Source organism: Arthrobacter sp. 05T45 (genome assembly GCF_056395875.1).
This window is the reverse complement of record NZ_JBFTKI010000039.1, coordinates 1-14,893: the sequence shown is the minus strand read 5'-3', so window position 1 is coordinate 14,893 and position 14,893 is coordinate 1. Positions and strand designations below refer to the sequence as shown.

The 14,893-nt window shown below is 63.9% G+C and carries 13 protein-coding genes; 12 read left to right on the top strand and 1 reads right to left on the bottom strand.

Going from position 1 to position 14,893, the window contains the following annotated elements:
• Window positions 1-66 precede the first annotated feature (66 nt).
• From AC1DGD_RS21710 to hxlA, 9 genes are all read left to right on the top strand, one after another.
• Entirely contained in the window at window positions 67-1,569 is a 1,503-nt protein-coding gene (locus tag AC1DGD_RS21710) for a bifunctional 3-(3-hydroxy-phenyl)propionate/3-hydroxycinnamic acid hydroxylase (RefSeq protein WP_476858222.1), read from the top strand.
• 41 nt (window positions 1,570-1,610) lie between these two features.
• Complete coding sequence (locus tag AC1DGD_RS21705) at window positions 1,611-2,549, top strand: VOC family protein (protein ID WP_364744927.1); 939 nt, start codon at window positions 1,611-1,613, stop codon at window positions 2,547-2,549.
• A 30-nt stretch (window positions 2,550-2,579) separates the two neighbouring features.
• The gene (locus tag AC1DGD_RS21700; protein ID WP_476858221.1) at window positions 2,580-3,611 is read left to right on the top strand and encodes a fumarylacetoacetate hydrolase family protein; all 1,032 of its coding nucleotides are present in this window, start codon (window positions 2,580-2,582) and stop codon (window positions 3,609-3,611) included.
• The gene (locus AC1DGD_RS21695) at window positions 3,608-4,459 is read left to right on the top strand and encodes an ABC transporter substrate-binding protein (protein ID WP_476858220.1); all 852 of its coding nucleotides are present in this window, start codon (window positions 3,608-3,610) and stop codon (window positions 4,457-4,459) included. Before AC1DGD_RS21700 ends, AC1DGD_RS21695 begins: the two co-directional genes overlap by 4 nt.
• Window positions 4,460-4,548: 89 nt before the next feature.
• A complete protein-coding gene (locus AC1DGD_RS21690) occupies window positions 4,549-5,565 on the top strand; it encodes a fumarylacetoacetate hydrolase family protein (RefSeq protein ID WP_476858219.1) in 1,017 nt (338 codons plus the stop codon).
• A complete protein-coding gene (locus tag AC1DGD_RS21685; protein ID WP_476858218.1) occupies window positions 5,565-6,173 on the top strand; it encodes a cupin domain-containing protein in 609 nt (202 codons plus the stop codon). The genes AC1DGD_RS21690 and AC1DGD_RS21685 overlap by 1 nt, the downstream gene beginning before the upstream one ends.
• Window positions 6,170-8,140, top strand: a complete 1,971-nt coding sequence (locus tag AC1DGD_RS21680; RefSeq protein ID WP_476858217.1) for an acetoacetate--CoA ligase — start codon at window positions 6,170-6,172, stop codon at window positions 8,138-8,140. Before AC1DGD_RS21685 ends, AC1DGD_RS21680 begins: the two co-directional genes overlap by 4 nt.
• Window positions 8,141-8,281: 141 nt before the next feature.
• The gene (gene hxlB / locus AC1DGD_RS21675; protein ID WP_476858216.1) at window positions 8,282-8,872 is read left to right on the top strand and encodes a 6-phospho-3-hexuloisomerase; all 591 of its coding nucleotides are present in this window, start codon (window positions 8,282-8,284) and stop codon (window positions 8,870-8,872) included.
• A 111-nt stretch (window positions 8,873-8,983) separates the two neighbouring features.
• A complete protein-coding gene (hxlA, locus tag AC1DGD_RS21670; RefSeq protein ID WP_459384524.1) occupies window positions 8,984-9,607 on the top strand; it encodes a 3-hexulose-6-phosphate synthase in 624 nt (207 codons plus the stop codon).
• 741 nt (window positions 9,608-10,348) lie between these two features.
• Here the strand turns inward: hxlA and AC1DGD_RS21665 are convergent.
• The gene (locus AC1DGD_RS21665) at window positions 10,349-11,263 is read right to left on the bottom strand and encodes a LysR substrate-binding domain-containing protein (RefSeq protein WP_230009662.1); all 915 of its coding nucleotides are present in this window, start codon (window positions 11,261-11,263) and stop codon (window positions 10,349-10,351) included.
• A gap of 143 nt (window positions 11,264-11,406) precedes the next feature.
• On the opposite strand from AC1DGD_RS21665, the gene AC1DGD_RS21660 reads away from it, so the two are divergent.
• From AC1DGD_RS21660 to AC1DGD_RS21650, 3 genes are read left to right on the top strand one after another with little or no spacing between them, the layout of a single operon-like run.
• Window positions 11,407-12,702, top strand: coding sequence for a cytochrome P450 (locus AC1DGD_RS21660; protein ID WP_476858215.1), 1,296 nt, complete (start codon window positions 11,407-11,409; stop codon window positions 12,700-12,702).
• Window positions 12,703-12,729: 27 nt separating this feature from the next.
• Complete coding sequence (locus tag AC1DGD_RS21655; RefSeq protein ID WP_476858214.1) at window positions 12,730-13,053, top strand: 2Fe-2S iron-sulfur cluster-binding protein; 324 nt, start codon at window positions 12,730-12,732, stop codon at window positions 13,051-13,053.
• A gap of 15 nt (window positions 13,054-13,068) precedes the next feature.
• Window positions 13,069-14,307, top strand: a complete 1,239-nt coding sequence (locus AC1DGD_RS21650; RefSeq protein WP_476858213.1) for an NAD(P)/FAD-dependent oxidoreductase — start codon at window positions 13,069-13,071, stop codon at window positions 14,305-14,307.
• Window positions 14,308-14,893: the final 586 nt, after the last annotated feature.

The window sequence follows — 14,893 nt, the reverse complement described above, 5'->3', positions numbered from 1 at the left end:
TGTGCGGCTAAGTGATGCATGTTACTTTTTATTCGAAACGATACGTACTGAACTTGAAGGAGCAAGATGGCTAACGTCAACGTCGACGTGGTAGTGATCGGGGGAGGGCCTGTAGGAGTCACTGCGCTGGCCTTGCTGGGGCGCGCAGGTCTGACCGCCATCGGGGTGGAGCGTGATGTCCAGGTTTGGCCAACTGCCCGCGCCGTGCACTTTGATGGTGAAACCTTCCGCACCCTCCAATCGCTGGGAGTCGCCGAGCGCTTTGCCGAGGTAACTTTGCCGATGTCCTCCTTCCACATCGAGAACGAGGAGCGGGAAGTCCTGGTGTCCTTGCCCACGGGTCAGTTTGGCACCCAGGGTTGGCACGACGATCTCACCTTTCACCAACCGGACATCGAGGTCCTGCTGCGGGATGTCGTGGAAGAACTTCCCGGCGTCGAGCTCCGCCGAGGCACCAGCGTGCTCTCCGTGCGCAATGAGGGACCGGGCGTCGAGGTGGCGGTGCGTGGCTCCGACGGCGCGGAATCCTTAATTCGCGCCCGCTGGGCCATCGCAGCGGACGGGGCACGTTCACCAAGCCGCCAGGCGCTGGGCATCGAGTGCGAAAAGCTGGGCGAGGATGCACAGTGGCTTGTCGCGGACGGCATTTTGGAAGAGGGCCCCGGCCTGTCTTCCGACATGATCTTCCTGGGTCATCACACAAGGCCCGCCCTGTGGATCCGCCTCCCCGGCAAACGGGTGCGGATGGAGTTCATGTTGATGCCGGGGGACGACCCCGAGGAAATTGCCACCCCTGCGGGTGTGGAAAAGATCAGCCACGGCGTGCTGCCGACAGACAGATTCACTGCAGACCGGCTCGCTATTTATACCTTCCGTGGCCGCATCGCACGGCAGTGGCGCGCCGGGAACATCTTCCTGGCGGGGGACGCAGCCCACCAGGCGCCACCGCTTTTTGGTCAGGGCCTATGCGCCGGAATACGCGACGTGGCCAACCTGGTGTGGAAGCTCGATGCCGTCAAGCGCGGTGCGGCCGACGACAGCCTCCTTGACACCTACGAGAGTGAACGCATGCCGCATGCACGGTTCTGGGTCGAGCAGGCAACCCGGGCGGCGGGCTTCATGCAAACCACCGACGCCGACACCGCGAAGCAGCGTGACGCCTTCATCCGCGCAAACCCCGCCGCATCCGCACCGATCTCACCCGCGCTGGGCCCTGGCCTGCACGACGGCGGCACCGACGAACGCGCCGGCCGGCTCGGCATGCAGCCGATCCTCGCCGACGGGGTGCGCCTGGATGACATGGTGGGAAGCCGTTTCCTGGTGGCAACAACCCGCGAGCTCTATGCCGCGGTCCCGGCCCCACTGCGGGAACTACTTGAGGAACATGCCGACGTCGTGGTCCTGTTCGATCCGGCCAAGGTCGGCCAGATCCTTGCCGCCGCCGGCGCCCAGGCGGTCGTCGTTCGCCCGGACCGCTACATCCTGGGCCTCGGCGACACCCCCGAGGCCCTGGAGCGCCTCATCCGCAGCATTCCGCAGGCCGGCCACAACGTGCCGGCACGCATCTAAACCCACATCCGCGTCAAACGGACAGAACACAGGAGACCATCATGGCATTCAGCCCCATCACACACCTGAGGCACTTCGACATCGCGGTGCCCGACTACCAGAAGCAGGTTGAGTTCTACAAGAACCACTGGGGCCTCACCGAAATGGAGAACGACGGCGGCGTGACCTACTTCGCCGCCGAGGGATCCCCGGAACAGTATTCGGTCCGCGTGCGCGAGGCCGAGGAGAAGCGCCTTGACATGGTCGCGTTCGGCGCGGCGGACAAGGCCTCGGTGGACCAGCTCGCCTCGGACCTCATTGCCAAGGGCGTGAAGCTCATTGGCGAACCCGATGACGTCAAGACCCTCGGTGGGGGATACGGCTTCCGCTTCTTCGACTTGGAGGGACGCACCATCGAGGTCTCCTCCGATGTTGAGGTGCGCAAGCACCGCAAGATCGAGGAACGCGAGGCGATCCCGGTGCGGCTCTCCCACGTGGTGCTCAACTCCCCGGAACCGGAAAAGATGCGCGCCTGGTATGAACAGCATCTGGGCTTCCGTCTCTCCGACACCCTGAACCACCCGCACATGGGCGACCTCTTCTACTTCATGCGCTGCAATGCACAACACCACTCCATAGCGATCTCCCGCGGTCCGCATGCCTCGCTGCAGCACGCGTCCTTCGAGCTGCGCGGCATCGACGAGTACATGCGCGGAAGCGGCAAGCTGCTGCGGTCCGGGTTCAAGAAAATCTGGGGCCCTGGCCGCCACAAGGCCGGGGACAACACCTTCACCTACTTCCACGATCCCAACGGGAACACCATGGAATACACCACCGAGCTGGATTCGGTGGATGAGGATACCTGGCATCCAAGCATCTTTGACACGCGCGACCCCGAGACCTCCGACCAATGGGGAACCGGCGGCGACATGGACGAATTCATCGCCCGCGAAATGTTCAACGACCGCGACAAGGGCCTGTACGTGGCCCCACCGGTATAGCGGCAGCAGACAATGACTAATGGAGGATTCATGGAAGAGGCACGCGTGAACGGATTCATGCTGGGCACTTTCGAGGACGGCGGGGAGGAGTTTCCCGGTGTGGTCTTCGGCGACGACGTCGTTGACCTGCGCACAGTGGTGCCGGGAATCGGGCGGATCGGGGACCTGTTCGCTGACTGGGATGCGCACCTGGACGCCCTCGAGGCCATCGCCCCGGCAGCGGCGGGCGCACGCCCGCTCGACGGGCTGCGGGTGCTGCCGCCGGTGCAGCCGGTGGGCACCATCATCGCCGCGGGGGCGAACTACCGTGAGCACGTCCTGCAGATGAGTGTGGCCCACAAGCTCGGCAAGGAAGGCGCCGATGCGGCGCAACTGGCCGCCGACGCCGCAGCCGAAATCGACGAGCGCGGCCGGACGGGCGACCCCTACGTCTGGACCGGGATCCCCTCGGCGGTCTGCGGCGCCTACGATGACGTGAAGTTGCCGGATGTCGGCGGAAACGTCGACTGGGAACTGGAGCTTGGCGTGGTCATCGGCCGCAGGGCGCACCGGGTCGCGGCCGAAGACGCTTTCGACTACGTGGCCGGGTATACGATCGTCAACGACATCACGGCGCGCACGCTCGTACCGCGCAACGACATCGCGATGATGGGCACCGACTGGTTCCGTGCCAAGAACCAGCCGACGTTCTTCCCCACCGGCCCCTACGTGGTGCCGAAGCGGTTCGTCCCGGATCCTGCGAAGCTCCGCATCCGCTTGAGCCTCAACGGCACGTTGATGCAGGATGCCTTGGCCGATGACCTGCTCTTCGACATCCCGAGCCTGATCGCCTACGCCTCCTCGGTGGCCGTGCTGCTGCCCGGCGATGTCCTCATCACCGGTTCGCCTGCGGGCAACGGTTCGCATTGGGGCCGTTACCTGAGGGACGGCGACGTGATGGAGGCGGAAATCTCTGGTCTCGGCATCCAGCGTTCAACGGTCCGTGGGCCTAGCGGGCAGTTGCCTCCCTGGTATGTGGATCGCCCGGACGCGGTCGCCGCGGCCGGCGGGGCCGCCCCGTGATCCTGCGTCAAAGCCACTTCGTTCCGCCGGTGTCCTATCTGCTGGCGGCCGAGCTGGGATTTCTGCGCGGTGTTGAGGTGCTGCCCACCCGGACGCCCTCGAGCGCGGAGCAGCTGCGGGCCCTGCTTGCCGGGGAGCAGGACATGGTGGTCACGGCTATCGACAACCTGTTCGAATGGACCCGGGCCGGCGCCGACGTGCGCCTGGTTGCCCAGGTCGAGCAGACCACGCAGCTGGGCATCCATGCAGGCGGTGACGTGGAATCCCTCGCGGACCTGGCCGGGTGCCGGTTCGCCGTGGACGCCCCCGACAACGGTTTCGCGCTCATCGCCAAGCACCTGCTACGGGACGCCGGCGTCGAGGTCGACTACGTGGTGGTGGGCGGCGTTCGCGAACGCTTGGACGCGCTGCTCGGCGGCCAAGTGGACGCGACCCTGCTCGGGCCGCCGTTCGACAAACTGGCCGAAAAGGCCTGGATGCGGCGCGTGGTGGACGTCAATGCCCTGCTGCCGGAACTGCCGGGCCAAGGCCTGGTGGTCCGCGCCGAGCTTCTCGCTTCCGCAGAGCTGGAACGCTACCTGGGCGCTTTGGTGCGCGGGGTGGCGGCCGGAGAGTCGATGACCGACGCGGAGGGAATCGAGTTGCTTGAACGCTGCGGCTACCAGGCGGCGGCCACGGCGGCCTGGGGCGCGCGCGCCCGCACGCTTGCGGTGGATCAGCGCGGACTTGGACTGCTGACCGGGATCCGTCGAAGCCTGGGCATGCTTCCGCCGGACATCGGGCTGGAGGAGCTCTGCGACGGCGAACCACTCCTGAGGGCCACCCGGGCCGCCACGGTCGGTAACTGAGCGTCACCCCCACGAACTTGTCTATTGCAACCCCACCAACCCAATGCGATACTGTACGTATCGTATGTTTGATGTCCAAAGGAGCAACCATGAAACTGGGACGTATAGCAGTGCCCACGCCCGACGGCGAGCAGATTCGACTCGTCGCGGCCCAGCCGGAGCAGGGCCGGGTTATTGACCTTGCCCGCGCCTATGCCTTGACGCTGCAGCGCAAGGCTGCCGAGCCCGAGCGCGCCCGGGCTCTCGCCCTGGCGGTGCTTCCCGGAAGCCTGGCGGCGGGAATCGGCGGAGGCGCCGTATTCCTGGACGCCGCACACGCTGCGCTTGCCGCGGCCGACGACGCTTCGCTTGCCATCGATGAGGTCTCGTGGCGGGCGGCGGTCGACGCCCCGGTCATTCGCGACGGGCTGACCTTCGAGCAGCACATCCAGAACTTCCACCGCATTGTCGCCAAGGCACAGCCGGCAAGGTCGATCTACGAGCGTCCGGGGTATTTCAAGGGCACTACGGCCATGTCCTATGGCCACAACCAGGTTCTGCCCTACCCCGACTTCACCGAAGCCCTCGACTGGGAACTCGAGGTCGGCTACGTCGTGGGCAAGTCCGGAAGCGACCTGACCCCGGACACGGCGCTGGACCACCTCTTTGGCATCACCGTCTTCAACGACTTCAGCGCACGCGATATCCAAGGCGCGGAAATGGCGATCGGCATGGGCCCGCAGAAGTGCAAGGACTTCGGCTACGGCATTGGCCCCTGGGTCACCACCATGGACGAAATCGATTCCATCGAGGGACTGCGCGGCCAGGTCCGCGTCAACGGGGAGGTGCTCTCCGACACCAAGGTCGAGGACTTTGTCTACACCCCCGCAGAGCTGCTGGCCTACGTCTCGATCTCCGACCGCCTGCAGCCGGGCGACATCATTGGATCGGGCACGATGGGCTTCGGCGCCGGCGTTGAAATCGGAAAGTTCCTGAAGCCCGGCGACGTCATTGAACTCGAGCTCGAAGGCGTCGGCACGTTGCGCACACCGATCTCCACCGAACGCCAGAAGGCTCCCTGGTGGCCCGAGCCGCGCACCTACCCGCACGAAGAATGGGTGGTCTGATGACCCGCCCCCCAGTACGCCGCATCGTCACCGGGCACGACGACCAGGGACGCGCCATCATCCTCTCGGACGGTGCCGCGCCCAACCACTGGTCCTCGGAAGTGATTCCGGGATTCGGTGCCACCGTGCCCTGGCTGACCGCGGCCGGACGCATCGACCACGTCACCGACGCGGACCCGGCCGCGGCCGACGCCGAGATTCCCAGCTTCCCCGCTGCCGGCGAGACGATCCTGCGCATTGCAGACTTCCCGCCGGACGCCGTCTATCCGGACGAGGCGGGTTCGGTGATCTTTAGCGAGCTCGACGGGCACGACGAGGCCGAAGCAGGCGCCGAGCACAGCGGCTCCAAGCACTTCTGGTTCCATCGCACCGACTCGCTGGACTACGCTGTCGTGCTCGAGGGCGAGATCACGCTGCTGGTCGACGAGGGTGAGGCAACCATGCGCGCCGGCGACGTGGCCGTGCAACGCGCCACCAGCCACGCGTGGTCCAATCGCACCGACCGCACGGCCCGGGTCCTTTTTGTGTTGATCGGAACCGAGCCCCTCACAGCATCCCAGATCGCCGAGCGACGCAGGGAAGCTTCCCGGCCCTTGGAGAGCGCATGATCCTCAACGCCCACGCCGCAGACGGCGAAGTGATCTGGGAGCCCGACCTCGAACGCAGCGCGGAGACCGGCATCGGGCAATTCGCCGCCTTCCTGGGCCGGCAAGGCATTGATGTCAGTGCAGGCTACGACGAGCTCTGGCAGTGGTCGGTGGATGAGCCGGAACAGTTCTGGGAACTCTTTGCCCGGTTTGCGGGAGTCGAGTTCGGCGGTACGGCAGGACCGGTCTGCACCACTGACGCCATGCCGCACACGCGGTGGTTTCCGGGACGCACTCTCAATTTCGCCCGGCACCTGCTGCAGGGCCACGAAGGAATTGCGCTGGTGGGCATCGCCGAGGACGGGACGCGCGAAGAGGTCACCTGGGACGCGCTGAGGCGCGAGGTGGCATCCCTCGCCGCGCACCTTCGGGACCGCGGGGTGGGCCACGGGGACCGGGTCGTCGGAATCCTTCCGAATGTTGCCGAAGCCGTCGTCGGGCTGCTCGCCACTGCCACTATCGGTGCTATTTGGTCCGTCTGCGCCCCTGAGTTCGGCCCGGGTGCGATCGTTTCGCGGTTCGCCCAGCTCGGTCCAAAGGTCGTCATCGCCGCCCCGGGCTACATGCTTGGCGGGAAGGACCGGGACCGCCGCGCGGAGCTGGGGGAGATCTTCGCCCAGCTCCCCACCCTCGAGTACGTGATCTGGGTGGGACGGCATACCTCCGTCCCGAGTGTCCCAACCAGGGCCCCGGCCGTGGACTGGGCACAGGCCGTGGCCGAATGGGCGGAGCTCGTCTTTGACGACGTCGAGTTCAGCCACCCCCTGTGGGTCCTATTCTCCTCCGGGACAACGGGCATTCCCAAGGGCATTGTGCATGGCCACGGCGGGGCGCTGCTTGAGGAAATGAAGATGCTCCTCATCCACTCCGACCTGGGGCCCGGGGACCGCTATCTCAATGTGGCCTCGACGAGCTGGGTGCTGTGGAATGCACTCGTCTCCGCACTGGGCGTGGGGGCGACGGCGGTACTCGTCGACGGAAACCCCACCTTCCCGTCCATCGACAGGGTGTGGCAGATTGCCGCTGCCGAGCAGGTCGCGGTCCTAGGTGTCGGTGCTGGATTTGTCCATTCCTGCGCGAAGGCCGCACTGCTACCGATGCGCGACCACGACCTGGGTGCCCTGAAATCCCTTCAGGTCACTGGATCGCCGCTTTCGGCCGACGGTTATCGCTGGGTTTACGGCAATGTGGGTGACATCTGGTTGAGTTCGATGAGTGGTGGCACCGACATCGCCTCCATCTTCGTGGGAGGATCTCCGACACTGCCGGTCCATGTCGGTTACATCCAGGCTCCGGCCCTCGGAGTGCGCGTGGAGTCGTGGGATGAAGCCGGCAATCCCACCCGGGGAAAGGGCGAACTGGTGGTGACCAAGGCAATGCCCTCGATGCCGCTGAGTTTCTGGGGAGACGACGGCAGCCGGTACCACGAGAGCTACTTCGCGATGTATCCGGGGGTGTGGCGGCACGGGGACTACATCGAGTTCACGCACCGGGGCATCCTCATCCACGGCCGTTCCGACTCGACCCTCAACCGCAACGGGCTGCGGCTCGGTTCGGCAGACATCTACACGGTGGTCGAATCGCTGCCGGAAGTCGCCGAGGCGCTGGTGGTCGGTGCCGAACTGGGCACTGACTACTACATGCCGCTGTTCGTCCATTTGGCCGACGGCGCCAACCCGGACGTGACCCAAGAGGCGATCACAAGATCAATCCGTGAGAACCTCTCCGTCCGATACCTGCCCGACGAGATTGTCTTCATGTCCGGAATTCCGCATACCCGCACAGGAAAGAAGCTGGAAGTCCCCATCAAGCGGCTTCTTCAAGGAGCGCGGTTGGAAACGGTCGCGGATCTCGGGTCGGTGGATGATCCCGTGCTGTTGGAAGAATATGCCCGGTTTGCCCTTGAACGGCAGACGATATCACCGTAGGCGGCGCCGCTACCGGCTTCCGACAGGTTCGGCCCGCCGTAATGGGTGATGGGCGCCGGGACGTATCGAGGATAAAACATCCAGCGACTCAACGGCTGGCTAAATACGGCTCACCCCGTCAAAGGAGAGACATTGGGAACCATGCCAACAGCAACACCTGTCAGTCAAAAAACCGCGGGCGCCATCGGCCACAGCTTCACTCTGATCCGGGGCGAGGTTGGAGAGACGGCAGACTGCATCAATGAACAGGAACTTGCTCACCTGGCCACCCATCTCACCACCGTTAACCGGGTGTTCGTCGCAGGGGCAGGCCGCAGTGGACTGGTTCTCAGGATGGCCGCTATGCGCCTGATGCATCTCGGCCTCACGGTCCACATCGCAGGGGACACCACCACTCCTGCAATCCGCGCCGGGGATCTGCTGGTGGTGGCCTCTGGATCCGGAACAACCTCAAGCGTGGTGAAGGCGGCAGAAACTGCGGCAAAGGCCGGTGCAAAGGTGGCCGCATTCACTGCCAACACAAACTCCCCACTGGCTGCAGTATCCGACATGCTCGTGGTAATCCCGGCCCCGCAGAAAAGCGACCACCAATCGGGTGCGTCCCGGCAATATTCCGGAAGCCTCTTCGAACAGGTGCCATTCCTCGCCACCGAAGCGGTGTTCCAAGCCCTCTGGGAGGAAACCAGCATTTCTTCCGAACAGCTCTGGACCCGGCACGCCAATCTCGAATAGCAGGACTCAGGATGGCGACGACGGAGGCGACGACTGATGCAGCGGAAACACCCGTCAACAACTCACCCCTGAATTCCTTTTGCCCAACATTTCCTAAAGAAAGAGCCGATCATGAAACTCCAAGTTGCAATGGACCTCCTCACCGTCGAAGACGCCCTCGAATTGGCCGCCAAAGTAGCCGAATACGTGGACATCATCGAACTCGGAACACCCCTGATAAAGGCTGCAGGCCTCTCCGCTGTCACCGCCATCAAGAATGCCCACCCCGACAAGATCGTTTTCGCTGACATGAAGACCATGGACGCCGGAGAATTGGAGGCTGACATCGCCTTCAAAGCCGGCGCCGACCTGGTATCAGTCTTGGGCAGTGCAGACGACTCGACCATCGCCGGCGCCGTGAAAGCCGCCCGCGCGCACGGCAAAGGCATCGTTGTGGACCTCATTGGGGTATCCAATAAAGTCTCCCGCGCCAAGGAAGCGCGTGCCCTTGGCGCCAAGTTCGTGGAATTCCACGCCGGCCTTGATGAGCAGTCACAGCCCGGCTATGACCTCAAGGGGCTACTGGCCGCCGGCGAAGAAGCGCGCATCCCCTTCTCAGTAGCCGGAGGAGTAAACCTCTCGACGATCAACGCTGTCCAGCGGGCAGGGGCGGACGTGGCCGTAGCGGGCGGCTCAATCTACGGAGCCGCGGATCCCAGCCTGGCCGCCAAAGAACTGAAGGCCGCCATCATCTGACGCTTCTTTTCCATCACCTGCGGCGGCCGCACGTGCAAAACGTGCGGCCGCCGCATCCAACCCACTCACAAGGAACCGGAGGGACAAAAAGTGAGTATGCGATGAATGCTGGAGTCACGCTTCAGCCACGGCCCACCCAGCGGCCCATCCACCAATGGGAATACCTGAGCCCAGGCGACGGCGTCGAGGTGTGTCTGGGGGATCTCCAGTACGCCGGATGGGTAGACGCGGTCGGAGATCGCGGGCATCTGATTTGGGTGATCGAGAACGGAACGGCTGACCGCAGGCTGTTCCTGCGCGGGGATGGCGTCACACTATGTCCCATCTGACGTTACTCCCCAACCCGACTCCGACCAGATCCGCGGTACACGATCAAAGCCCTTCTCTCCCGGAATATTCGGAAGGGTGGCGCGAGGTGTCCACTGCTGACCCAAATCTTGTCGACAAGTTACTGAACGAGGCTGAGTCGTCGCTCGTCGAAGTGGCTCTGAGCCGCCGGCCCGCCGGCATTTTGGTCACCCGCCATCACGCAGGCCGGTACGTCCTAGAACTCAGTGAAGAAGTGCCGTTCGGGGAATCCCGGGAGCGGTCCGCCTGGTAAGAGAGCGTTCCTGCTTCCGGAACTACGTGGTCATTATCCAGGCGTCCACTCGAGAGTCAGCACGCAACGCACCCTGAAACCGTCCAGGAATGGGGCGGGCGCCGACCCTCGGTCTTGAGTCTTCTTGCGCCCGGCGGTCGCTATTCGGGTTCAATGGCGTCCAGGACCTCGACTGCATATTGGATGACAGCCAGTGCCCGGGCAGTCAGCATCGTTTCTTTTGGCCAGACCGCAACGACGGAGGTCTGGCCGGCGCGGGGGCGAAGGTGCCGGGTCACGAGTCCCTTGCCCTCGCTGGAAACCGGGATTTGATTGGGCCGCGACATCAAGAGGCTGTAGCCGAGCCCCCGCCCGACCATCGCCCGGACAAGATCGATTTGCGGGACTACTGCACCCACGTTTGGCTTGAGCCCACGCTGAGCGAACATCAACTGCGTATATTCCGTGCTGGGGGCCGTGTTGAGCATGATGAGTGGCTTGGTCGCCAGATCAGCGAGATCCACGTCGTCTTCTTCAGCAAGTGAATCGTTGGCCCCCAGAACGGCCATGACTTCGGTCTTGTAGATGACCCTGCGCTCCACGTCCGCTGGCAAGCTAATGTCGTAGACGATGGCCGTGTCCAGGGTTCCATCTTCAAGTGCCGGCAACAGGTCGGCGTGGTCTCCTACCGTGATGCTGATTTCGACTTTGGGGTGCAGGCTTGCCATGCCTTCAAGCACGGCGGGAAGGACGTTGCTTGCCAGGCCCGTATAGCAGCCCAGCGACATCGGCCCCTTCAGCTCGCCGCGGATCTCACCCAATCCGTCTGCCAGTGCGCTGGCCTCGCGAAGCAGTTCCCCGGCCCGCTTCGCGAAGTGGCGCCCGGTCGGCGTCAGGTGCATGCCCCGGGCCTTCCTCCGGATGCACAGTTGTTCCCCCAACGCTGCCTCCAGCTCGCTGATGGCATGCGAGAGCGCTGATTCGGAGATGTGGAGCTGTTGCGCCGCGGATCCCAGGGTGGTGTGTTCCGGCAGTGCGGCGAAGAGTTCGAGCTGACGAAACGTGAATTTCGGCACGAATATCACTTCTCCTAAAGAATCGAAATACTTCTACTGATATTCGCAGTTTACTAGAGAAAGATTGCCTGTGACACTGATTACACAAGGAAGTGCCAGTAGGACCGGCTACACAACGACGTGCCAGTAGGAGTAAGACAACAATGACGACACAAGCCGCACAGTGCCCCTACCACGGGAACTCGGAGACCCGAAGCGATGACGCGGCCTCGGTGCCCGGCTGCAGCGATCAAGCTCGCACCACCGCTTCGCAGGACGCCGCCGACTACGTCGTGGCTGACTGGGTTGACGTGGCCGAACTTGCATCGGATCCCTACCCGACCTATGCCCGGCTGCGGGCAGAGTCGCCGGTCGCCTGGGTTCCGCAGGTTAACAAGTTCCTCGTCACCAACTACGCCGGCTGCCACACGGTGGAACAGGATCAGGAGATCTTCACCGCCAACGTTTCCGGCGCCACGATGACCCGGGCCATCGGTGCCCAGCCGATGCTGCGCAAGGATGATCCGGAGCATTCAGTAGACCGGGCACCGGTAAATCCTGTGCTTCGTCCCAAGTCCATCAAGGAAGTCTGGGGCCCGGTCTTTGAGCGCAACGCCGAAACCTACCTTGAGAATGTCGCCGAGCTTGGCCCAGAGGAGGCGGACCTGAACCGGGACTATGCCGCCCCTGTGGCCTCGCAGAACCTCATCGACCTGCTGGGGCTGAAGGACGTATCAGTGGAGCAGGTCCGCCGCTGGTCCCACGACTTCATCGCGGGCATGGGCAACGTCCTGGACGATCAGTCGATCTGGGACCGGTGTGACGCTTCGACCGCGGAGGCCGATGCTTTACTCAAGGAACTGATCCCCTACTACCGGCAGAATCCGGATGCCTCGATGGTGTCCGCGTTCGCAAACAGCGGGCTGCCAACATCCAACGTTGCAGCGAATGTCAAGCTGACCATCTCCGGCGGATTGAACGAGCCCCAACACATGGTCACCAACATGGTCTGGGTCCTCAGCAGCCACCACGAACAGCGGGCGCAGGTCCTCGCCGACCCCTCGTTGTGGGCGTCCGTGTTTGACGAAGCCGTCAGGTGGCAATCACCGATCGGCATGTACCCGCGCCAAACGACCCGGGAAACCGTCCTCGAAGGGGTCCGGATCCCCGCCGGCGCCGGGATCGGCGTGGTCGTTGCATCCGCCAACCACGACGCCGCCCACTTCGGCGCCTCTGCAGCAGACTTTGATATCCACCGGCCAAAGCGCCCCCACCTCGCTTTCGGCAGCGGCGTCCACCTCTGCGCCGGGCACTGGGCCGCAAAGACCTCCATCGGTCAGATTGCCGTACCGATGGCCTACAAGCGCTTCCCAGGGCTTCGTGTAGACGAGCGGCGGAATGAGAGCTGGGACGGCTGGGTCTTCCGCGGCCTGACCAGCCTTCCCGTCACCTGGAACTAAGAGCACCCCCGAATACAAGGAGCAACGATGCCCACCGTCACCTACACCCAGCCAAACGGCACCCAGCAAACCCTCCAGGTCGAGGAAGGCACAACACTGATGCGCGCCGCCGTCAGCAACGGCATTGACGGCATCATCGGCGAATGCGGAGGGCAGGCCATGTGCGCCACATGCCACGTCTACGTGCGGCCGGAATATGCCGAGGCGTTGCCCGAGATCAGCGACGACGAAGACGAAATGCTCGACTGCACCACCGCGGAGCGGATGGACAGCTCACGGCTGGGCTGCCAGATCAAAATCGACGCAGAACTCACAGGGATTGTCGTCGACATCCCTGCCGGCCAACTCTAGAAGCGGGGCAATGACATGAGCGTTGTCATCATTGGCGGCGGACAGGCCGGCCTACAGGTCGCCGATACATTGCGGACCGAGGGGTACGGGGGCGAGATCCATGTGATCGCCGAGGAATCCGGACTGCCCTATCAGCGCCCGCCGCTGTCCAAGGACTACCTGGCCCCGGGCCAGGAGCCAGCTCCCTTGCCGCTGCGCGGAGCTTCCTTTTTCGTGGACAAGAACGTCACACTCCATGAAGGCGCCCAGGCACTCGCTATCGACCGGGCGGAACGGAAGGTCAAGCTCACCAAAGGTTCACTCGATTACGACCACCTCGTTTTCGCGACCGGTGCCCGAAACAGGATGCTGAGCTGCCCGGGCGCATCCCTGTCCGGCATCCATGGACTGAAAACCCTGACAGATGCAGAAGCGCTGCACACGGCGCTGCCCACCGCCCGCAATATCGTCATCATCGGTGCCGGATTCATCGGACTGGAATTCGCCGCCGCCGCCCTGGCCCACGGATGCGGCGTGACCGTACTGGAATTCGCGCCTCGCCCGATGGGACGTGCACTGACCCCCGTCATGGGTGAGTGGTTCGCAGCCGCCCACCGTTCACAAGGCGTCGACCTGCGCCTCGGCGAAGGCATTGACCGCTTCGAGCCCGGCGCGGATGGCCGCGTCGGAGCCGCAGTGTCCACCACAGGGGCTTCCTATCCTGCTGATCTGGTCCTCGTGGGCATCGGCGTTCAGCCCAACGACACCCTGGCCTCGGACGCCGGCCTCGAAACCAGCAACGGCATCGTTGTCGATGAAACGCTGCGCACAGCTGACCCTGCCGTTCTGGCGGTCGGCGACTGCGCCAGTTTCCCCAGCGCACACGCCCAGGTCCGTCTGCGTCTGGAGTCGGTCCAGAATGCCACCGATCAGGCCCGTCATGCCGCCCGCACGGTCCTAGGGGCTAACCACCCGTACACGGAGCTGCCTTGGTTCTGGTCCACACAGGGCCCATACCGGCTGCAGATGGCTGGGATCGCACGACCCGATGACGACACGCTGGTCCTGGGTGATCAGGCGGCAGCTAAGTTCTCCGTCCTCTGCTTCAGGGACGGCGTCCTCACGGCTGTGGAATCGGTCAACGCGCCCGCGGACCATATGGCCGCCCGCAAACTACTCGCCGCCGGCACGGGCATCACCCGCGACCGGGCAGAAACCGAGGGGTTCACCCTGAAGGCTGTCGCAAGCACCCAGTTAGTCCCAGTAGTCGCCTGACAGGGATTACCCGTCTCCGCCCCGACAAATCCCCCCGTGATCATGGTGATGATCCCGATTTCAAGGGAGAAGAATTTTGTCAGCACAAAGAAGTGCCGCGCCCCTGTGATGTGGGCGCCGCTCGTGGCCGAAATGAGTTGAACTGGCTGTTTTCGGGGGTGTGTACATTGTGCACATTTTGGGTGTCGGATCGGGCCGTACCGGGGTCGGATCGGGCCGGATTCGGCATGTTTCCGGGGGAGTCCAGTGTTCGCAAGGGCTGGAAGGCAGTTCGAGTCCCACCTCGGGCACGTGTTTTCCCTGTGCAGGGGCTTGTTGGGCCTCTGAATGTGTACAAATCTCCTTTCTGGGCCCCCTGCGGGGGCCCATTTTTGTTGATGCCCGTTGCGGTCTGGCGGCTCCTCCTCTTGCCTTGGACAGCGGTGTTGCTGCTTACTCCTTCATGGCCGGGAGCGCTTGGAACTGCATGACCTGCTGCGACTTCGGGATCAAAAACTCTATGGTCATCCCTGTCGGCAGCCAGAACTCCTGGGAAATTTTCGTTGTGTCCTCGGCAATGTTCTCGAGCAGCGGGCAGGAGCCGGGC